Origin of the sequence: Achromobacter sp. UMC71, from assembly GCF_014170305.1 — a bacterium.
Classification (GTDB): Bacteria; Pseudomonadota; Gammaproteobacteria; order Burkholderiales; family Burkholderiaceae_B; genus Achromobacter.
In genome coordinates this window covers 247,253-265,809 of record NZ_LZZT01000031.1, presented here as the reverse complement: position 1 = coordinate 265,809, position 18,557 = coordinate 247,253, and the positions used below count along the sequence as shown (strand labels likewise).

The 18,557-nt window shown below is 65.0% G+C and carries 20 protein-coding genes and 1 tRNA gene; 12 read left to right on the top strand and 9 right to left on the bottom strand.

Annotation, left to right across the window (positions count from 1 at the left end; genetic code table 11):
- Positions 1–924: 924 nt before the first annotated feature.
- On the bottom strand, positions 925–1,302 hold the full coding sequence (locus A9974_RS15420; protein WP_183005034.1) for a hypothetical protein: 378 nt from the start codon (positions 1,300–1,302) through the stop codon (positions 925–927).
- 377 nt (positions 1,303–1,679) lie between these two features.
- Between A9974_RS15420 and A9974_RS15415 the strand changes: the two genes are divergently transcribed.
- Entirely contained in the window at positions 1,680–2,069 is a 390-nt protein-coding gene (locus A9974_RS15415) for a YkvA family protein (protein ID WP_183005033.1), read from the top strand.
- A 282-nt stretch (positions 2,070–2,351) separates the two neighbouring features.
- Here A9974_RS15415 and A9974_RS15410 read toward each other — a convergent pair.
- Positions 2,352–2,473, bottom strand: a tRNA-OTHER gene (locus A9974_RS15410).
- 265 nt (positions 2,474–2,738) lie between these two features.
- Between A9974_RS15410 and A9974_RS15405 the strand changes: the two genes are divergently transcribed.
- The 5 genes from A9974_RS15405 (at position 2,739) to A9974_RS15385 (ending at position 5,387) form a co-directional block, all read left to right on the top strand.
- The gene (locus tag A9974_RS15405) at positions 2,739–2,942 is read left to right on the top strand and encodes a cold-shock protein (RefSeq protein WP_183005210.1); all 204 of its coding nucleotides are present in this window, start codon (positions 2,739–2,741) and stop codon (positions 2,940–2,942) included.
- Positions 2,943–3,111: 169 nt separating this feature from the next.
- Positions 3,112–3,558, top strand: a complete 447-nt coding sequence (locus A9974_RS15400; protein ID WP_183005032.1) for a hypothetical protein — start codon at positions 3,112–3,114, stop codon at positions 3,556–3,558.
- A gap of 63 nt (positions 3,559–3,621) precedes the next feature.
- Positions 3,622–4,062 (top strand): DUF6196 family protein, encoded by a 441-nt coding sequence (locus A9974_RS15395; protein WP_183005031.1) that lies wholly within the window; start codon positions 3,622–3,624, stop codon positions 4,060–4,062.
- A gap of 251 nt (positions 4,063–4,313) precedes the next feature.
- On the top strand, positions 4,314–4,937 hold the full coding sequence (locus tag A9974_RS15390; RefSeq protein ID WP_183005030.1) for a hypothetical protein: 624 nt from the start codon (positions 4,314–4,316) through the stop codon (positions 4,935–4,937).
- Positions 4,938–5,117: 180 nt separating this feature from the next.
- The gene (locus A9974_RS15385) at positions 5,118–5,387 is read left to right on the top strand and encodes a hypothetical protein (RefSeq protein WP_183005223.1); all 270 of its coding nucleotides are present in this window, start codon (positions 5,118–5,120) and stop codon (positions 5,385–5,387) included.
- 108 nt (positions 5,388–5,495) lie between these two features.
- Here the strand turns inward: A9974_RS15385 and A9974_RS15380 are convergent, their stop codons facing one another.
- From A9974_RS15380 to A9974_RS15365, 4 genes are all read right to left on the bottom strand, one after another.
- Positions 5,496–6,077, bottom strand: a complete 582-nt coding sequence (locus A9974_RS15380; RefSeq protein ID WP_183005029.1) for a hypothetical protein — start codon at positions 6,075–6,077, stop codon at positions 5,496–5,498.
- Between the two features lie 83 nt (positions 6,078–6,160).
- Positions 6,161–6,691, bottom strand: coding sequence for a hypothetical protein (locus A9974_RS15375; protein WP_183005028.1), 531 nt, complete (start codon positions 6,689–6,691; stop codon positions 6,161–6,163).
- 13 nt (positions 6,692–6,704) lie between these two features.
- On the bottom strand, positions 6,705–7,064 hold the full coding sequence (locus A9974_RS15370; protein ID WP_183005027.1) for a hypothetical protein: 360 nt from the start codon (positions 7,062–7,064) through the stop codon (positions 6,705–6,707).
- Positions 7,065–7,192: 128 nt separating this feature from the next.
- Complete coding sequence (locus A9974_RS15365) at positions 7,193–7,552, bottom strand: lysozyme inhibitor LprI family protein (protein WP_255468179.1); 360 nt, start codon at positions 7,550–7,552, stop codon at positions 7,193–7,195.
- Between the two features lie 251 nt (positions 7,553–7,803).
- On the opposite strand from A9974_RS15365, the gene A9974_RS15360 reads away from it, so the two are divergent.
- From A9974_RS15360 to A9974_RS15340, 5 genes are read left to right on the top strand one after another with little or no spacing between them, the layout of a single operon-like run.
- Positions 7,804–9,261 carry an MFS transporter gene (locus A9974_RS15360; protein WP_183005025.1) on the top strand — a complete coding sequence of 486 codons (1,458 nt, stop codon included), beginning with the start codon at positions 7,804–7,806 and terminating at the stop codon, positions 9,259–9,261.
- Positions 9,262–9,275: 14 nt separating this feature from the next.
- Complete coding sequence (locus A9974_RS15355; RefSeq protein ID WP_183005024.1) at positions 9,276–10,814, top strand: FGGY family carbohydrate kinase; 1,539 nt, start codon at positions 9,276–9,278, stop codon at positions 10,812–10,814.
- Positions 10,811–12,490 carry a glycerol-3-phosphate dehydrogenase/oxidase gene (locus A9974_RS15350; protein WP_183005023.1) on the top strand — a complete coding sequence of 560 codons (1,680 nt, stop codon included), beginning with the start codon at positions 10,811–10,813 and terminating at the stop codon, positions 12,488–12,490. Before A9974_RS15355 ends, A9974_RS15350 begins: the two co-directional genes overlap by 4 nt.
- Positions 12,487–14,043, top strand: a complete 1,557-nt coding sequence (locus tag A9974_RS15345) for an FAD-binding oxidoreductase (RefSeq protein WP_183005022.1) — start codon at positions 12,487–12,489, stop codon at positions 14,041–14,043. The genes A9974_RS15350 and A9974_RS15345 overlap by 4 nt, the downstream gene beginning before the upstream one ends.
- Position 14,044: 1 nt before the next feature.
- The gene (locus A9974_RS15340; RefSeq protein ID WP_183005021.1) at positions 14,045–14,626 is read left to right on the top strand and encodes a glycerol-3-phosphate responsive antiterminator; all 582 of its coding nucleotides are present in this window, start codon (positions 14,045–14,047) and stop codon (positions 14,624–14,626) included.
- 12 nt (positions 14,627–14,638) lie between these two features.
- Here the strand turns inward: A9974_RS15340 and A9974_RS15335 are convergent, their stop codons facing one another.
- Together A9974_RS15335 and A9974_RS15330 are read right to left on the bottom strand one after the other, a co-directional pair.
- Positions 14,639–15,646 carry a tripartite tricarboxylate transporter substrate binding protein gene (locus A9974_RS15335; RefSeq protein WP_183005020.1) on the bottom strand — a complete coding sequence of 336 codons (1,008 nt, stop codon included), beginning with the start codon at positions 15,644–15,646 and terminating at the stop codon, positions 14,639–14,641.
- A gap of 149 nt (positions 15,647–15,795) precedes the next feature.
- The gene (locus A9974_RS15330; RefSeq protein WP_183005019.1) at positions 15,796–16,425 is read right to left on the bottom strand and encodes a LysE family translocator; all 630 of its coding nucleotides are present in this window, start codon (positions 16,423–16,425) and stop codon (positions 15,796–15,798) included.
- A 129-nt stretch (positions 16,426–16,554) separates the two neighbouring features.
- On the opposite strand from A9974_RS15330, the gene aqpZ reads away from it, so the two are divergent.
- The gene (aqpZ, locus tag A9974_RS15325) at positions 16,555–17,265 is read left to right on the top strand and encodes an aquaporin Z (RefSeq protein ID WP_220805958.1); all 711 of its coding nucleotides are present in this window, start codon (positions 16,555–16,557) and stop codon (positions 17,263–17,265) included.
- 52 nt (positions 17,266–17,317) lie between these two features.
- On the opposite strand, the gene A9974_RS15320 is transcribed toward aqpZ, so the two are convergent.
- Positions 17,318–18,535 (bottom strand): hypothetical protein, encoded by a 1,218-nt coding sequence (locus A9974_RS15320; RefSeq protein WP_183005018.1) that lies wholly within the window; start codon positions 18,533–18,535, stop codon positions 17,318–17,320.
- Between the last annotated feature and the right edge of the window lie 22 nt (positions 18,536–18,557).

Genomic DNA, 18,557 nt, shown 5'->3' with positions numbered 1-18,557 from the left:
CTTGGCAGGAATGCCTTGGGGGTTTTTTGTTTGGGAAGCGACGGTGGGGCGGATAGGGGCGCAACGAGGAGCCGTACCGCAGGGCCGTGCTAGAGCAGGAAAGGCAAAATAACAATGGCCTGGACCAGGATAAAAGCGCCGAACAGACTCATGGGCGATTCCTTGATAGGAGGCTTTATGCCGAAATGGCATCGGCCTCGGGAAAAACGAGTCTGACACCCTATTCTGCCGTTATTGGTGGGGCGGAGGGGAGAGGCCAGGGCGGCGCGGGCAGTCTGGTTGGCTTGCTCCGGCGTGCCTTCCAAGATTGGGTGTGCATCCGCCGAAGCAAGCTAAGTGTTACGAAAGGCCGGACCTTGTTGCCGCGACCTCTCATAAACTCGCAGCGTCTTGATCTTCCGAGTTCGAAAATGAAAATTCTCTGTGGGTTGGCCGCTATTGCCTTGTTGCTGACGGGCTGCGCCGTCTACACCCCGAGTGGTTCGGTAGTCGTTGATCCGCATGATGGTGGGGGGCGTGGCGGGTTCTGTCCGCCCGGCCAGGCTAAAAAGGGGAATTGCTGAGAGACTGGCCGCTGGGCGTTCACGCATCGTTGCGTCCGTTCTTGTCCGCCTTGGGCTGCTTGAGGGCACGGATGGCGCTTGCGCAAGCATCAAGCACGTTCTGATGCATGGTTCCCGCGGAGAACGCGCCTCGCCAGCTGTAGATGTCCTCACATTGCTGCGCGGCTTCCTCCAGCGCCGCATTGCGCACCGCATCGCTGGCCTGGGGCGCGGCATAGCAGGGGGTGCCAGTAATCAGAGGCGGGGTTATCCGACGTAAACGTGAGTTTCAGCCCCGGCTCATCAATTTCCTTCGGCTCCCGCGCATACCGACGTTCCCCCGCCCAATCGGTGTAATAGCCGACGGGCTTGGCCTCCCCGGCTACAGGGGCGCTTGCCAGGGCGTAATCCCGAGCGCAGGCATTGTCGGCCTTGGCGCGGCATTCGCCCTGACGGGGCCGTTAAACCGACCGCAACCAGCATACCGGCACTTGTTGCAACCATGAGGGTCGGGCAAATCATTCGCCCGCCCATCGCTCGCCTGCACGCCCTGCGCGCGCAGTTTGGGCAGCGCCTTAACCACGGCGTTGACCATGTTTCTGCGGATATCGGCGGCTACGGGCACGGGCGAGACGACCGGCTCTCGGCCTTCGCGCTGCGCAATCCGGGTCATCGTGTCGTAGCACTCGGCGTAGAGTTCAAGTGCGCGCCGCACGGCTTCCTGCGTTGCCGCCTGGGCGGCGTTGTTCGGGTTTGTCATGCCGGGATCTTTTGGAGTTTGGCGCCCTGGGGGGACCAGGCGGCCATTTCGGGGAGATTCGCGCGGACCAGTGCCGCAGCCAGCGGCGGGCATACGCTGTTACCGCACATGCGGACCTGTGCATGCATTTTTTCCTGCCTTTTGGGGTTTGAACCTCCAGGAATTTGGATGGCTTCGGAGCGCAGGCCGGGAGGCCCGATCAGTTCACTTCAAAGATGAAAGTCACTTTTTGCGCCGGTGACGAAGCGGCGCCGGCCCGCTCTCCGATGCCCTCGGCCAGAAAACGTGGGTAAATGCGATGCTTGCAAGGCAGGGCGTAAATACGCCGCCCGCCACTACAATTCGCCTTCAGACATCGGAACTCCCCGGCGCGAGCCATGAATACAAGCGACAAGTTGAAGGCCTGGGCCAAGCGTATTAAGCGTGACGGTGTGACCCTCTGGTTCGCGGGGAGGAACCCTAGGACCCCTTGGTATGCAAAGGCCCTTGGGATATTTGTCGTAGCCTATGCACTCAGTCCAGTCGACCTGATTCCGGATTTCATCCCGGTGTTTGGGTATTTGGACGATGTATTGCTGCTTCCGTGTCTCATTTGGTTTGCCATCAAGTTGCTGCCGGCCACGGTTCTTTCGGAATGTCGAGAGCAGGCGGATGAATGGATGCGCGTGCAAGGCGCGAAGCCTAGTAGCACGATTGGTGCGGTCGTCATCGTTGCCTTGTGGTTGGCAATCGCGGCTGCGATTTGGTACTGGCTCGCCCGTAGGTGATATGGGCCTGCAGGTGGCTTGACGATGGATTACAGCTTGCCGTTGCGATCCAGCACGCTAAGGATCGGGGCGATGATGTCGAGCAGGGCTTCCAGAAACTTGATCACGGGCATTCCTTGAGGGTGGTTGATGGCCCCGGATGCGATCCCGGGTTGGCTCCGGTGTCCCGACTCGCCGTCTACTGCCTGCCGTGCATGAGCATCCCCACGTCTTGCGGATTTCCCGAGCGTCACCGCTGCTGCGGCCTATGCCCATAGCCTGGGCGCTACTACTTGCCATCATCGGAGCGGGCGGGGTTCGAACCCGCGCCGGCGCAATGCCGCCGTCTGGATGCATCAGGTCGCATCCCCGACGCATTGCCAGCCTCACAGCCTGTGGGCGCTCTACCACTGAGCTACCGCTCCGATGATGGCCCTCCCTACAAGGCGGGGAGCAGTGTCTGCAAGACTGTTGCAACTGGCTTTCAGGCCGGGTTGCAGCCCTGAAACCCTCTAGGCAGGAATGCCTTGTGGGGTGCGCGCGGGGGAGGCGATCAGGTTCCCCCGTTTGCGTGCCGACCTGGTCATGGTGTTCGTATTATTTTGAAACAGCCATATCTTTATGACGTCAGATCGCCCATAGTGGCCCCGGGAATATTTTTTCCCGGAAAATCTAGGACTTACATTGAAGATTGAAACTGGTATCGTGAAGTGGTTCAACAACGACAAGGGCTTCGGCTTTATTTCTCCGGAGCTGGGCGGCAAAGACCTCTTCGCGCATTACTCTGAAATTCAGGGTGATGGGCACAAATCTCTTGAAGAGAACCAGCGCGTGTCATTCGTGGCGGCCCAGGGGCAGAAAGGTCCTCAGGCGACGATGATCAAATCGATTTAATCGCTGAACGGCCTGCTGAAATGCAGGCCGCTTGGCAGCAAGTTGTTGGGCCGGCTCCTTGAAACATGGGAGCCGGCCCTTTCATTTGTCCGGCGCAACATCGCTTTGCGCACGTGCGTGGCAGGTGGGCAGGTCGAGGGCTGTAAGACCTGCCGAACACGGTCGGCCCGTGATCGTTCTGAATCCTGTCATTCAGGTTCCATTAATACTGCGAACTCCTGCCAGCGCCCAGCGGGTCGCGGCGCGCAAGATGAGGGATCTGGACGCGCGCCGCCAGAAGGCACAGGCCGACGCCGGCGGCATTGCCACCAAGACGGTCCAGGAGGACAAAGCCTCGACCGAGAAGATTGCCAAGATCCAGGAGCCGTTGGCGCGCGCTGAAGCCCGCCACACGCGCGAAAAGCACGCTGTGCGGCGCACTATGGATGCCTGGATCGGCCAGCCCGAGGCGGAATTGCTGCGTGTCTGGGGACCGCTGGCGTGTCGCGGACCGCGGATACTGAGTCAGTCTCCAATCTTCACTCCGCGCGTGGGCGCATGGGGATGCCGTATGGGCCGTCTTTTCAGGCGGAGGGCGGATCAGCGCTGCCGATATACCCGTAGGGGATTTCCGTAAAACCGCGTCGCGCTCGTGCTACACCCGATCTGATCCGCAATCTGCCCCAAGGTATGAAAGGCCATGGTTAATATTTCCCGCGAGACCGCTGAGCAAACCGAGCAACGTCTACGACACGTCATCACCCAGGCGCGGCTGCGCATATACCCGGGGACCTACGCATTCGTGGAGTTCCCGTTGGACCAGTTTCCCGGCGCAGTCCGCGCAGATGCTCTTGCCTTGGTGCGGGATGACAATGTGTGGAGCCAGCTTGTACCCAGTGACGGAACGCACGACGAACAATTCGGGCTGTTTCGATTTCATTTCCCTCCTGGGGCGGACAACAGCGGCTTCGTTGGGTGGTTGGCAACCCATTTCAAGAATCGATTCGGTACAGGCGTGTTTGTCACGTGCGGACAAAATCTGTCGGATGGCGGGATATTCGACTACTGGGGCGTGCCCCAGACGCTCGCGGAAGAGGTATTTGGCGAGGTCGAGCGATTGGTTCAGGGGACTCGTCTTTGAGCGCCTGACTATCGTGGCCTTGCCCATGCGCCAGACCGAATGGCTGGTGCTTCGGGGTGGACTTTCTCATCTACTGACCGGTCGGCTCGCGAACTCGGTGTGGGATCCTGGCCTTCAGACGCATACTGCCCAGACCTTGTTCTGAGATGCGAGACAAGGCGCGTGTGCGCGTTGCACCGGGATCGCCGCTTGCTGTGCACCTCGGTATGCGACCATCCGGCGCATGTTTGCACTATCGAGGAGTCTGCATCATGGCTGCAACCAAAAAAGGAAATACCGAGCAAATCCACGACCTGCTGTACCAGGCGCTGGAAACGGAAATAGGGGGCGTGGGCGTCTATACGACGGCCCTGACCTGTGCGGTGAACGATGATCTGCGCAAGGAATGGCAGGGTTATCTGGACGAGACCAAAACCCACAAGCAGGTGCTGTTGACGGTATTTGAAGAACTAGGGCTGGATCCGGCGGCCGCCGTGCCAAGCAGGAAAATCGTCAAACATCATGCCGATGGCCTGGTTGCCGCCATGGAAATGGCAAAAAAAGGGGGCGATCCGTCGGCGGCGCAGATCGTGGCCGGTGAATGCGTGGTGTTGGCCGAGACCAAGGACCACCAGAATTGGGAGTTGATTGGCCTGGTCGCCGACAAGCTTTCGGGGGCCGAGGCCGCCACGCTGAAGAAGGCGTACGAGGCGGTCGAGAAGGATGAGGACCATCACCTGTATCACACCATGGGGTGGACCCGTGAACTGTGGATCGAGGCGCTAGGTTTTCCTGCGGTGCTGCCGCCGCCGGAAGAAGTGAAGAAGGTGGAAACCGCGATTGGGGCGTCTCGTGCGGAACACGCTCGCGATGACATGCTGAAACACCCCCGGTGAGACGATGCCGCGTCGCCCGGCATGACCCCTATTTTGCGAGTCCGAGGGGCCCGCCGGATGCAACCCGCTGGCCTGTCCAGGATGGGCCGGGAAAGCCCGCCGGGGTGCAGGCGCCGCTTTGATCCCCCCACCAAGCTTGCTATAAAGACGGGTCAAGTCTGTCTTTTCGAGCGAGGGTAAATGTCGATTGAAACGCTCTGCCGCGGCGCTTTTGTGCTGGCGTGCGCCGTGCTGGTGTCCGGATGTTCGTCCTCCGCTTCGCCTTGGTCGTCGCCGAATCCGGGGCCGGTGTCGGCCCCATCTTCTTCCCGGACTTCGCTCGAGTGCCGGGTTACCAACTGCCTGTACGACGGTAAGTACGAACCGAATGAACGCAGCTATGCCGAAGATGAGGCCAAGCGCTTGAATCGGGCCGAACTGGACCGGTTGCGCCGCGCCATGGGTAACTGACGCTAGCGTTGTCCCGGTATGGCCTGCAATTGAATCGTGAATGTGTCCGGCGGGTTGTTGAACGCCGCCGGCTTGTCGGCGCCAATGTCGATCCGCGCATCATGCCGCTCACTTGGCCTGTTTGGCCGGCATGGGCGCCAGCGTGTCGTACTGGTCGATCTGGCCCACATCCACCCACCCCGCGGGGCAGTCGCCGATGTAGTTGTCGTCCTTGCCGCGCTGGCAGGCCTGGCCGCTCTTTGCTGCTTTCCATTGCACCGGCAGGTCGGCGTCCTTGCACAGCGCGTTGTCGCGGCATTCCGGCACGCTGGCGGTGGGCACGACGATGACGTAGTGACGCTGAGTTTCGCCCTTGCGCGCCATGGCGGGGATGCAGACGAACTGGCGGTCTTGCACGTGGGCGACGGGGCTGCCTTCGCCATCGATGCGATCGTTCAGGTCGAGCCCGCCATCGGCCGCGATCGAGCCGAACGCGGCGCCGTCGCCGCAGTCGCCCAGGTTCACGGAATAGCCATCGGCGGTGCAGGTTGCGCCGCCGTAGCCGTCTGCGCGGCACTCGATCTTCGAGGCGGGTGTCATGCGGGTGAGCTGGGCTTGGGCCGCAGCGACGGCACCGTCGGCGGCCAAGGCGGCCGTGGCGCACAGGCTTGCGGCCAGGGTGGCCAACAGACGGGGCAGGGATATCTTCATGGGTGTTTCCTGGGAAGAAGCAGGGTGCGATGCCATCGACGGGAATTGTAATTCCGGGAACCGCAGGGCCCGCCCCAGGCGCGTCACGTCGGCGCGTCCGGCTCGGCGGCGGCCACAGGCGATTTGCCGTACAGCACCCGGGCGCACGCCACGCCGCTGACCAGTCCCGGGATCCCTCCAATGACCAATAGCCCCGTCAGGTCCGACCAGGAGTAGTCGCGAGATGCGAAGCCAAGCTGGAAGCCAGAGGCGTACAGGCCGCCTAGCAGGCCCGGCCAGCAATACGAGCGCCACGACGCGCGCGCCGGCCGAAACGCGCCGGCCACCCCGCCGCAGAGCAACGCGGGCACTCCGCCAAAGAGGTAGGAATAGGGCACCATGAAGATCATCATCGGCAGGTTCTTCAGGCTGTCCAGATCATGGCCGGCGATGGTCACGAACAGCGCGAAAACCACGGTGCCGGCAGGCGGCCCCAGGGCAAGGAACAGGCCGGCGCCGCCGGCCGCGCCGCGCAGGATATCGCCGGCGGTCTTGCCGGCGGGGCGGCGCCAGATGCGCCACAGCAATGCGGCCAGCGATAAAGCAGTCAGTACGCCAACGGTCAACAGCAGCAAAACAGGGATGTCCTTATTCGGGGGCCGGCTTGTTCGGAAAGAGATTCAGCGACAGGATGGCGTCGGGGTAGGTGGCCAGCAGCATGCCGGACAGATGGCCATGCAGCGCGCCGAACAGTGGCCAGTTCAGGGGCTCGCTGCCGGGCAGCAGGTCCAGCAGCATCAATTGGCCCGTGCGCACGGTGCCCACGAAATACGCGCGTTCGTCGTGCTGGCCGGTGGGTGTGGCGCGGTAGATCTTGGTGGCGCGGCCGCTGTCGTCCTTGCGCCAAGTGTTGCCGCCTGAGCTGGCTTTGGCGCCGATGGGCGCGATGTCCGCCTGGATGGTTTCCCAAAGGGCGCGGGCATTGGCGGCGTAGACGACGATGGTCATGGTGGCGCACTCCGGTAAGGAAGGGGGGACGCAGCAAAGGTACCAATGTCGCGTTGTTCCGGCAAGCCGGCCGGGCTACGAATGCGCCGGCCAGACCAGCTGCCGTTGCCGCCTGCGTCGCTCAGGGGCTAGTCACCCGCCAATTCCCGCAGCTCGCCGGCACGGTTGGCGTTGAGCAGCATCGGGCAGTATTCGTACATGGGCGAACCGACGTGCGCGCCCGCCAGCGAGCAGTGGCCGTTGCGATAGACCAGCCAGGCTTTCTGGGCTTCCTCGAGTTTATCGGCGTCTTCCGGGAAGTCGATGGCCAGGCGCGCGTGGATCTTGGCGTACTGGGCGTTGATCTCGCGCTTGGCCGCGGACGATACGGCGTTCGAGCAGGCTTCGACGGTACCGTTGTTGACCGCGCCGGCGTCTTTCAGGCAGCGGTTGTATTGATCCATATAGTCCGGGGTCGAAGCCGCCAGGGCGAGGGCGGGGGACAGCATCAGGCAAAGCGCAAGGGCGTGTCGGATCATGGGTGGCAGGGGGCGTGGTCAGGAGTGGAAAGTATGCCGGAATCGGCGTGCCAGCGAGCATACCGCCAGTCGCCGATGGGTGTTTTTCCTGCTTGACACTGTTCTGGATAGTCCATAAAGTCACCGCACAGATTTAGATAAAAGACCATCTGTAAGATGGTCTTTTATCGCGTGCACGTTGCGTCGACCTCTTACAGAAATAATTCCAAGAGGAGACAGCCGTGCAATCCACATCCATCAAGCTGCGTGGCATCGACGATGTCATCGCCTACATAGATTCACGCCCGGGCATCTTTGGCCGAGCCGGCCTGATCTGGTGGCTCGCCCTGGGAGGTCTGTTCCTGGACGCTTTCGCCAATTCCGCGCTCAGCGCGGGTCTGGGCCCCATGACGCGCAACCTGGGCCTGACCGCCGGGCAGGTCGCATTGATGACGTCGTTCGCGTCATGGGTGGCCATTGCCTTCAACCCCATCGGTGGCTGGATGGCCGATCGCTGGGGCCGCATGCGGCCGCTGATCGCGGCCAAGCTGCTGGCGTTGATCGGCGCGCTGCTGGTGGTGCTCGCGCCGTCTTTCGAGGTAATCCTGGCGGGCCGGTTCTTCGTGGGAGCGGCCTACGGCATCGACTTCGCCATCGCGATGGCGGTGCTGGCGGAGTTCACGCCGGTCAAGTTCAAGAGCCGGCTGAATACCTGGCAGGGCATGTGGTACACGGCCGTGTGCACCAACCTGCTGCTGGCGCTGCTGTTCTATTCGTGGGACGTGGGCGATGCGATCTGGCGCTATTCGGTGGCGGCCACGGCGGTGTTTGCCGTGACGATCCTGGTGCTGCAACTGAGCTACATGGTTGAAAGCCCGATCTGGCTGGCGCGCAAGGAACGGGTGGACGAAGCGGCGACGGCGATGACGCGCATCTATGGCCAGCCTTTCGCCGCCGCGCCGCTGGCCGAACGCGTGCCCGTGGCGAACCAGGCGCGGCGCGGATTGGCCAACGTGCTGCTGATTTTCCGTGGCGTTTATCTGCCGCGCACGATCCTGGCCGCCACGGTGCAGATCGGCCAGTCCATCCAGTATTTCGCGGTGGGCTGGTATCTGCCGGTGATCAGCGCGGCGTTGTTCGGCAAGGACTTCGTCTACGCCACGGTCGGCGCGCTGGTGTTCAACATCTTCGGCATTTTTGGCGGCTTCATGTCGCCGCTGATCGGTCGCAAGCTGGGGCTGCGGCGGGCGTCGGCCTTTGGCTTTGCCGCGGTATTCCTGATGCTGCTCATCCTGGGCACCTTCCACGGCAAGATGCCGCTGTGGCTGGCGGTAGCGGTGCCGTCGCTATTCATTCTGTTCCATTCGGGCGGGCCGGGCGCCAACGGCAAGAGCCTGTCGTCGCTGTCGTTCCGCGGCGAGTTGCGGGCCGGCGCCAACGGCGTCATCGGCGCGCTGGGCTCCATCGGCGCGGCGGTCGGGCTGCTGGTGTTTCCGCTGTTCCGCGAAAGCTATGGCCTGGAGAAGACTTTCCTGATCCTGTCGGTGGTGCCCCTGGTCGCCAGCATCATCTGCTTTGTGATCAAGTGGGATCCCACCCGCAGCGGGATCAATCCCGATAACGAAGCCGGCGCGCCGCAATTCAAGGGCGATGAGACCCTGCCCGCGCTGGACCCCGCCTTGGGGAAAACGGCGCGATGACGGACGGAGACAATATGCGCAATCACGTGATTCTGTCCATCGACGCGGGCACCTCCGGGACCCGCGCGGCCCTGGTGTCGGCGGATGGCCATGTGTCGGGGCAGGAATACTTGCCCCTGCAGGTTGATACGCCGCGCCCGGGCGTGGTGGAGCAGGATGCCGACGCCATTCTGGACAGGACGGTCCAGGTGTGCCGCCAGGTCATCGCGCAGGCGCGCCGGGACGGGCGCGGCATCGTGGCACTGGCGCTGGCCACGCAGCGCGCGACCGCGGTGCTGTGGGATACGGCCAGCGGACGCGCGCTGGTGCCGGCCATGGTGTGGCAGGACACGCGCTATGTCGACGAACTGGACCGCCTGGCGCCGGCATGGAACGCACGCCTGCTTGCGCACGTGGGCCGCCCGGCCGGGGTGCGTTCGCCTTATCTGTGGGCGGCGCGCCATCTGCGCGACTCGCCCGCGGTGGCGCAGGCCTGGCGCGAGCGCCGGCTGGCGTTCGGCACGATCGATACGTGGCTGTTGTGGCATCTGTCGGACCGTCGCGAATGCGTGACGACGCCTACCAATGCCACGTCCGCCGGCGCCTACGTGCTGGCCGACCATCGCTATTACCTGGACTGGATCGACGCGCTGGATTTTCCGCGCGAGCTGCTGCCGGCCCTGCGCCAGGAAGCGGACGACTTCGGCCATACCCGCGAGGACGTGCTGGGCATCAGCGTGCCGATACGGGCGTCGGCCGGCGACCAGCACGCGGGCGCCGTGGGCCTGGGATGCCTGGACCGCGGCCAGGCGATGTGCGTGCATGGCACGGGCAGTTTCGTGGACCTGATCATCGGTTCCGAGCCGCCCGTCAACAGCGGCCGCTACGAAGGATCGCTGACGATGACCGCGCGGCGCCAGGACCAGGTCTCGCACTTCGCGGTCGAGACGTTTGTCGCCACCACGGGATCGGCATTGAACTGGGTCTGCGACAAGCTCAAGTGGTTCAAGAATGCGCAGGAAATCAGCGCGCTGGCCGCCACGGCGCAGTCCGCTGGCGGGGTGACCTTCATTCCGGCCCTGACCGGGCTGCGCGTGCCGCGCATGGAGGCCAGCGCCCGGGCGTCCCTGACCGGTATTTCGATGGCCACCACGCAGGCCGAGGTGGCCTACGCCATCCTGGAAGGCATCGCGCATTCGGTGGCCAGTTGCATCGAGGCGGACGAGGAGGTCTCGGGCGTGCAGGTATCGGAACTAGTGGTGGGCGGCGGGCTGTCCTGCAGCGATCCGCTGCTGCGTATCCAGGCCGACCTGCTGGGCATTCCGATACGCCGCATGCAGGAGGCCGACCGCGCCAGCCTGCGCGGCGCGGCCTTCCTGGCGGGGGCATCGGGCTTGCTGTGGCCGTCGCTGCAGGCGGCGCGCGAGACGGCCGCCACCGACGCGGTGTTCCTGCCGGCCTTGGCGGCCGATGCACGCGCCCGGCGCCGCGCGTTGTGGCATTCGCGCGTCGAATCCGAATTGGCCCATGTGGGCCTGTATTCCCACGACAAGCTGGAGGCAGTACGGAAATGATCGGTTGGCCATCAAGAAAGCCCGGGAAGGACCGGGCCGCCATGACCCGCGGCGAGCCATTGCGGTGGGTGCGACAAGAGCAGGCGGACCGGCTGCGCAGCGAACGCTTCGACATTCTGATCGTGGGTGGCGGTATCACGGGCGTCTATGCGGCGCTGGATGCCAGTCTGCGCGGCTATCGCGTGGCGCTGGTGGAAAAGGACGATTTCGCGTCGGGCACGTCGTCGAAGTCTTCCAAGATGGTGCACGGCGGGCTGCGCTATATCGAGCAAGGCAACCTGAGTCTGGTACGCCATTCGCTGCACGAGCGCCAGCGCTTGCGCCGCAACGCCCGGCACCTGGTGCAGCGCCTGCCGTTCCTGTTTCCCATCCTGGAACGCGAGGGCGTGTTCGACAAGCGGCTGGCCAAGGCCTTCGAGAGCCTGTTGTGGACCTACGATCTGGCCGGCGGCTGGCGCGAGGGCATCCTGCACCAGAAGCTGAGCCCGGCCGAAGTGCTGTCGCATTGCCCGACCTTCAAGCAGGAAGGGCTGTTGGGCGGCTTCCTGTATTTCGATGCGCGGGTGGACGATGCGCGCCTGACGCTGACCGTGGCGCGCACTGCCGCGTTCCATGGCGCGGCGGTGCTGAACCACGCCAAGGTCATCGAGGTCACGCGCGACGGCCACGGCAAGGTGGACGGCGCCATCGTGCAGGCGGGGCAGGACGAAATCCGCGTGCATGCCGGCGTGGTGGTCATGGCCACCGGCGTGTGGCTGCGAGACTGGAACGGTAGCCGCAAGGGTGATCCCCAGGCCTTGCAGATCCGGCCGGCCAAGGGCGTGCATGTGGCGGTGCCATGGCTGAAGCTGCGCAACGACTGTACGGTGACGATCCCTGTGCCCGGCCGCAGTCGTCGCGCCACCATCACGCGCTGGGGCAACGTGTCCTACCTGGGCACCACCGACGAGGACTACGAAGGAGATCTGGACGACGTCCATTGCACACGCCGCGAGCTGGATTTCCTGCTGGAAGGCGCTCGCTCGGCGCTCAAGACAGACCTTCGGGCCGAAGACGTGGTGGGCAGCATCGCGGGCTGTCGGCCGCTGGTCGCGCCGCCGGGCGGCAAGACGCTGGAGATCAAGCGCAATCACGAGATCCGGGTGGCGGACGACGGCCTGGTCACCATCGTCGGTGGCAAGTTGACGACATCGCGCCACATGGCCGAGCAGACCATCGATGCTGTGCAGAAGGTGCTGGGGAAAAAGGCGCGCTGCGTGACGGCCGGCGCCTTTCTGCTGGGTGCGGCCGGTTACGACCCGCAGGCCATCGTGGCATCGGGCGGCCTGGCCGCCCATCTGGGCGAGCGCTACGGCACCGAGGCGCGCTTTGTCAGTGACCTGATGCAGCAAACGCCGTCGCTGGCCGCGCCGCTGGTGGCGGGGCTGCCCTATACCGAAGCCGAAGCGCTGTACGCCGTGCGCCATGAATTGGCGGCCACGGTTGAAGACGTGTTGTCGCGCCGCATGCGGGCCCGGCTGATGGCGCGCGACGCCTCGGCGCTGGCCGCGGCGCGCGTGGGCCAGCTATTGCAGGCCGAACTGGGATTGTCCGATGCCGATGTGGCGCAGCAGGTGAACGGCTACCGCGCCGCGATCCAACACGAAAAAACCGTACTAATGGGAGATGACTCGTGATCAGTAAAGAAGCTATCAAGCGTGGCTACAACCGTGGCAACTATGTGGTGGGTGCGCACACGCCGCCAGGCTACGCGGCGGGCCTGAAAGAGACCGGCACCGAGCCCGGGCTGCAGCGCGATCCGGTGGCCGTGCCGGCCGCGCAACTCGACGCGTTGCGCGCCGCCGCTGACGAGGTGTTGACGGCCACGGCCGACGCCGTGGCCTGGACGCGCGACTGGTGGGCCGGTTCGATGATGACCGAGACCGCGGGCCAGCCCGCCACGCCGCGGGCCGTGATCGTCAAGGTGTCGTCGGTGGCACAGATCCAGGCCGTGATGCGCATCGCCCATGCCGCTGCCCTCCCGGTCACCGTGTCGGCCGGGCGCAGCAACGTGACGGGGGCGGCATTGCCCCTGCGCGGCGGCGTCGTGCTGGACGTGTGCCAATTGAATCGGCTGGTCGGCTATGACCGCGATAGCCAGATCGTGGAGGTCGAGGCCGGCATGTTCGGCGATGTGTTCGAGCAGACCATCCAACGCGACTTCGGCATGACCATGGGGCACTGGCCGTCGTCGTTCGGCATCAGCACGGTCGGCGGCTGGGTGGCGTGCCGCGGCGCGGGCCAGCTGTCCACGCGCTACGGCAAGATCGAAGACATGGTCTTCGGCATGGACGTGGTGCTGGCGGACGGCAGCTTGATCACCGTGGGCGGCTATTCGCGGGCGGCGGTGGGGCCCGACCTGCAGCAGATGTTCATCGGCTCGGAAGGCACGCTGGGCGTGGTGGTGCGCGTGCGGCTCAAGCTGCACCGGCTGCCCGACTACGGCCGTGCCATCGCCTACGGCTTCAAGACGTTCGCCGCCGGGCTGGAAGCGTGCCGCCAGATCATGCAGCGCGGCGCCAACCCCGCCGCGTTGCGGCTGTACGACGAATTGGAAAGCGGCGTGCAGTTCAACCGGCCCGACCTGAATGTGCTGCTGATCGCCGACGAAGGCCCGCAGCCGATCGTCGATGCGGTCATGCAGATCAGCGAAGACGCGTGCCGCGAGACGGGCGACAAGCTGGATGGCGAGGCGATGTTCGAGCGCTGGCTGGATACCCGCTACCTGACCGGCAAGAGCGCCGAAGGCTTCAAGCGCAGCCCGGGTTTCGTCGCCGATACGCTGGAGATGGCGGGGCGCTGGAGCGATCTGGCGGCGATCTACGATGAGGTCGTGGCCGCGGTCAATGCCGTGCCCGGCACGCTGGCCGGGTCGGCGCACCAGTCGCATGCCTATGTCGACGGCGCGTGCCTGTACTTTTCGCTGCGCGGCGAGGTCGCGGTGCCGGACCGCGCCGCGTGGTATCGCCAGGCGTGGGACGCGGCCAATGCGGTGTTGATTAAATATAATGCGGCGCTCAGCCACCACCACGGCGTGGGTCTGCTGCGCGCGCCCTACATGCGCGAGTCGCTGGGGCCGGCGTTCGAGGTGCTGCTCGCCGTCAAGCGGGCGCTGGATCCGCAGAATATTCTCAACCCCGGAAAGCTCGGCCTGACGGACGCGCTCTTCTACGATCAAGGCAAGCGATAACATGGACAGGTCACTCGGGGCATGCCTGGCGCGGCATCCGGTCATCGCCACGCTCTACGGGCCGGAGCAGATCAACGCCTTCGTCGGCAGCGCGGCTGAAATCGGCATTGTCGCCAACGTCGAACTGCGCAAGCTTGCGCCGGTGATCGCCGCCCTGAACCGGGCCGGCAAGTACGTGATCGTGAATATCGACAGCTGCGAAGGGTTGTCGCAAGACAAGGGCGGCGTCGAATACCTGGCGGATATTGGCGTGGCGAGCCTGGTGTCCACCCGGGTTGCCACCATCCAGCGGGCCAATCGCGCCGGCATGGTCACGATGCAGAAAGTATTCGTGACCGACCGTTCCACCTGGCCACGCAGCGTCAAGGCGCTGGAGCAGAGCGACCCCAACCTGGTCCAGATCATGCCGGCGCCGATGCTTGGCCACATGGCCTCGCCAGACCTGAAGGCGCTGCCGCCGATCGTCGCCTCGGGCTTTGTCTGCAACCAGGCGGACGTGGCTGCTGCGCTGCGTCACGGCGCGGTGGCGGTGTCCACCAGCGACGCGGTGCTCTGGAGCGTGGATCCGAAGGCGCTCCGATAGCGCCGACGGGCTTCAGTCCAGCCGCGCGCCGGACTGTTCGACCAGCGTTTTCCACACGGGTAATTCGCGGCGGTAGTTCGCGGCGAATTCCTCGGGGGAATTGCCCAGCGGGATGAAGCCCATGTCGATCAGCCGGGCCTGCACGTCGGGGGTTCGCACCATGTCGTGGATGTCGCGCGCCAGCCGCGCGACGATTGGGGCAGGCGTGGCTTTCGGCGCGGCCAGCGCCACCCAGCCAACCACCCGGTAGGCGTCGTCGCGCAAACCTTGTTCGGCCAGCGTGGCGGCCGCGGGCAGCACGGCCATGCGGGTGTCGCCCGTGACGCCGATGAGCGTGAGCCGGCCGTTGTCGATGTAGGGCTTGGCGCCCAGCGCGCTGGCGAAGGCGATCTGGATGCGGCCGCCGATCAGGTCCTGCAGCATCGGGGATTCGCCCTTGTAGGCCACATGCGTCATGTCGCCGTGCTGCGTAGCGCCCAGGTAGGCGCTGCCCAGATGCCCATACGAGCCGACGCCCCATGAGCCATATGCGACCTTGCCGGGATGCTCGCGCACGTAGGCGAGCAGCTGCGGGCCGTCGGCAGCCGGCACGCTGGGGTGTGCCACCAGCGTCACGGGGGCCATGGCGATCTGCGAAATTAGGACGAAGTCGCGCTCGGTGTTGTACGGCAGTCGCTGATACAGGAACTGGTTCTGCATCAGCGAGGAACTGAGCGATACGGTCAGGGTGTAGCCATCCGGCGCGGCCTTGGCGGCGGCATCCGTACCCATGATGCCGGAGGCGCCGCCGCGGTTTTCCACCAGCACGGGCTGGCCCAGGGTATGCGACAGGCGTTCGGCCACCACGCGCGCCACGATGTCGGTGGCGCCGCCCGCGTTGTAGGGCACGATGATGCGTATGGGTTTGGACGGCCATGCCGCTTCGGCTTGGAGCGGGCCGGACAGCGCCGCGCCCGCCAGGGCGATTGCGCTGCACGCCAGCCAGCGGCGACGGGATCGTACGGGGTTGCCCTGAGCCATGCGGGTGTCTCCTGGTGGGCGCGTGTGGCGGCGGGGCAGGATGGCCCGCGCCGCTGCGGCGCTTGTTTCAGGATTCTTGTCTGGCAGGGCGGCTTTTACAATCCGAGGTCAGATTGACAGCATGTCAAACGCTATTTGACGTCGGTAATTCAACGTAATTCGCTGCGTCGATACAGGCTCAAGCCCAGCGCCAGCAATGCCAGCATGCCGGCGCAACCGCGATTGACCCAGGTCATGACGCTGGCCGAAAAGACGCGCATGGCGTGGCGGCCGCCGTAGGCATACAGGCACATCATCACGCAGTCGATCGCGGCGCTGACCAGCGCCAGCATCACGTACTGCGAGGCGACCGGCGCTGCCGGCTGGATGAATTGCGGCAGGAAGGCCGAGAAAAACAGGACGCCCTTGGGGTTCGACAACCCCACCAGCAGCGCCCGCAGAAAGGCTTTTTTGCCGCTCGCCGACACCTCCGTCGGGCTGACGCGCAATGCCCGGGCCGGCGAATGCCAGATCGCCCAGGCCAGGTACAGCAGGTACGCCGCGCCGCCCCATTTGACGATCGCGAACAGGTGCTCGGACGCCTGCAGCAATGCGCCCAGGCCGCAGCCCACCGCGCCGATCAGCAAAAGATCAGACAGCATCGCACCCGCGATGCCGAAGCCCGCGACGCGCATGCCGTGGCAGGCGCCGTTGTTCAGCGCCAGCAGCATGGACGGGCCGGGGCTGGCCATGACGGCGCTGACGGTGACGACGTACAGCAATAGGGTGGTGGCGTCCATCGGTCATGGTGGGGGTAGGAAAACAGCGCCAAGCATAGCAATGTCAAGAATCGAAAGGAATTTGCATTGTTTTGAAATCGGCGGCGCTACTTTGGCCGACCATCTAGTTTTCCGCTTGGAGGGCGAATCATGTACCCATTGTCAAAGCGCTGCGGCGCGGAATGCTTCGGCACGTTCTGGCTGGTGCTGGGCGGCTGCGGGGCCGCGGTGCTGGCGGCGGGCTTTCCGCAACTGGGCATTGGCTTTGCGGGCGTGGCGCTGGCGTTCGGCCTGACGGTGTTGACCATGGCGTTTGCCGTCGGCCATATTTCGGGCGGCCATTTCAACCCTGCGGTCACGGTCGGACTGGTGGCGGGAGGGCGTTTCCCGGCCAAGGAAATCCTGCCCTACGTGGTGGCGCAGGTGCTGGGGGCCATCGCGGCGGCGGCGGTATTGGCGGTGATCGCCGACGGCAAGCTGGGCTTCGATCTGAAAGGCAGCCACTTCGCGGCCAACGGCTATGACGCGTATTCGCCCGGCAAGTACTCGATGGGCGCCGCGCTGGTGACTGAAGTCGTGATGACGGCGGGCTTCCTGTTCGTGATCCTGGGCGCCACCGCCAAGCGCGCCCCGGCCGGCTTTGCCGCCATTCCAATCGGTCTGGCGCTGACGCTGATCCACCTGGTCAGCATTCCGGTTACCAACACCTCGGTCAATCCGGCGCGTTCCACGGGGCCTGCGCTGTTCGTGGGGGGCTGGGCGTTGGAACAGCTGTGGTTGTTCTGGGTGGCGCCGATCGCCGGGGCGATCATCGGGGCGCTGGCGTACCGCTTGGTGAGCGAACCGGCCACGCAGGCGTAGGGAAGGGCTGGCGCCGCGGCAGTGGATGCGGCCGCCGGTGCCCGCCTGGATGTCAGTCGATGGCCTGCAATTGCAGCAGCTGCGCGTCGCTGGGAAAGCCACGGGTGCGGTAGCGCACCGGGTAGACGTCTTCGCGCTCCAGCAGGGGCGCCAGCACGGCCAGGGCCTGTTCCCAGCGTACGACGCGGACTTCGCCAATGTCGTCGGCGGCATCGGGCCGCACGAGCGCCAGGCGGTCGACCTGGGGCAGGGACGTGTCCACGCCGCGCGTCCAGGACGCCACCGAGAACGACGCGGTGGCGTCGTTGTCTTGCGTGAACAGGTTGTAGTTGGCGACGAACACGTCGATGCCCTGTTCTTCATGGATGCGGTCCAGGGTTTCCTTTTGCGCGTCGTAGTCGCCCTTGGCCAGCAGCCGCGCCAGATGGGTCAACTGGCGGTTGGTGCCGTCTTGCGACGGCCGGTAGCGTTCGACGCCGACGTCGGCGTAGTGGTACATGTGCGGCGACACCGGGCGGCCATGCGGCATGACCTGCTGGCAGAGCTCGGCCATCTTCATCAGGCCGGCGTCGTCGTTGTCGCCGCTGACCAGCAACAGGTCTCGGGTGGGCATCATGAATACAGGGCGACCGCGCACCGGCACGCGCTCGAGCATGTCGGGCAGCAGCGCGCGGCTGGTGTCGTAGCCGTCTTCCCAGCCACCGCTGTAGACGCCGGGCGCCACTTCCACGAAGTCGTCGGCCGAGTCGCGCAGGTTGTCGATGGCGATGGCCAGGGCCTGCTCGAACGAGATCCCCCAGGCGGCCTCGGGGCCGTTGGTCAGGGTCGAGATGGATTCGGGGTGATCCAACGCCAACAGGACCACGCAATCGTCGCCGAAGGGGCGCACTGCGGGGTGGAAATCGGTGTCGTTGCCGTCGGTGCGCACGTGGTGCATGCGCACGTCTTCGACTGCGCCCAGATTGCGGATCACGGGCCGCAGCAGGGGGCGGGCCTCGGCCAGCGATTGCGGCACGGCCTGGCCGCTGCTCAGCAGCGTGGAGACGAAGCCTTGCAGGGCGCCCTGGCGCTGTCCGCCCGGCGCATGACAGTAGGCGTGATAGGCATTGTGCAGGTTGAAATACGAGCCTTCGCCTTGCAGCAGGCGGAATTCGTCGGCCTTATAGGCCAGGTCGCCCTTGTAACCACGCTGCCGCACGGCGGCAATGAAAAGCTCGGCAAACTGGTCCTGTGTAGGCTTGCGCCGTAACAGCGAATCTAGGAATCCCATGCTTTTCTCATGTGGTTGAGGC

Coding starts and splice junctions, on each gene's coding strand:
- A9974_RS15330 (WP_183005019.1), bottom strand. CDS start 16,425: ATGGACGCCACCACCCTATTGCTGTACGTCGTCACCGTCAGCGCCGTC.
- A9974_RS15395 (WP_183005031.1), top strand. CDS start 3,622: ATGGTTAATATTTCCCGCGAGACCGCTGAGCAAACCGAGCAACGTCTA.
- A9974_RS15340 (WP_183005021.1), top strand. CDS start 14,045: ATGGACAGGTCACTCGGGGCATGCCTGGCGCGGCATCCGGTCATCGCC.
- A9974_RS15370 (WP_183005027.1), bottom strand. CDS start 7,064: ATGACCATCGTCGTCTACGCCGCCAATGCCCGCGCCCTTTGGGAAACC.
- A9974_RS15320 (WP_183005018.1), bottom strand. CDS start 18,535: ATGGGATTCCTAGATTCGCTGTTACGGCGCAAGCCTACACAGGACCAG.
- A9974_RS15380 (WP_183005029.1), bottom strand. CDS start 6,077: ATGAAGATATCCCTGCCCCGTCTGTTGGCCACCCTGGCCGCAAGCCTG.
- aqpZ (WP_220805958.1), top strand. CDS start 16,555: ATGTACCCATTGTCAAAGCGCTGCGGCGCGGAATGCTTCGGCACGTTC.
- A9974_RS15365 (WP_255468179.1), bottom strand. CDS start 7,552: ATGCTGTCCCCCGCCCTCGCCCTGGCGGCTTCGACCCCGGACTATATG.
- A9974_RS15350 (WP_183005023.1), top strand. CDS start 10,811: ATGATCGGTTGGCCATCAAGAAAGCCCGGGAAGGACCGGGCCGCCATG.
- A9974_RS15335 (WP_183005020.1), bottom strand. CDS start 15,646: ATGGCTCAGGGCAACCCCGTACGATCCCGTCGCCGCTGGCTGGCGTGC.
- A9974_RS15355 (WP_183005024.1), top strand. CDS start 9,276: ATGCGCAATCACGTGATTCTGTCCATCGACGCGGGCACCTCCGGGACC.
- A9974_RS15415 (WP_183005033.1), top strand. CDS start 1,680: ATGAATACAAGCGACAAGTTGAAGGCCTGGGCCAAGCGTATTAAGCGT.
- A9974_RS15390 (WP_183005030.1), top strand. CDS start 4,314: ATGGCTGCAACCAAAAAAGGAAATACCGAGCAAATCCACGACCTGCTG.
- A9974_RS15385 (WP_183005223.1), top strand. CDS start 5,118: ATGTCGATTGAAACGCTCTGCCGCGGCGCTTTTGTGCTGGCGTGCGCC.
- A9974_RS15420 (WP_183005034.1), bottom strand. CDS start 1,302: ATGACAAACCCGAACAACGCCGCCCAGGCGGCAACGCAGGAAGCCGTG.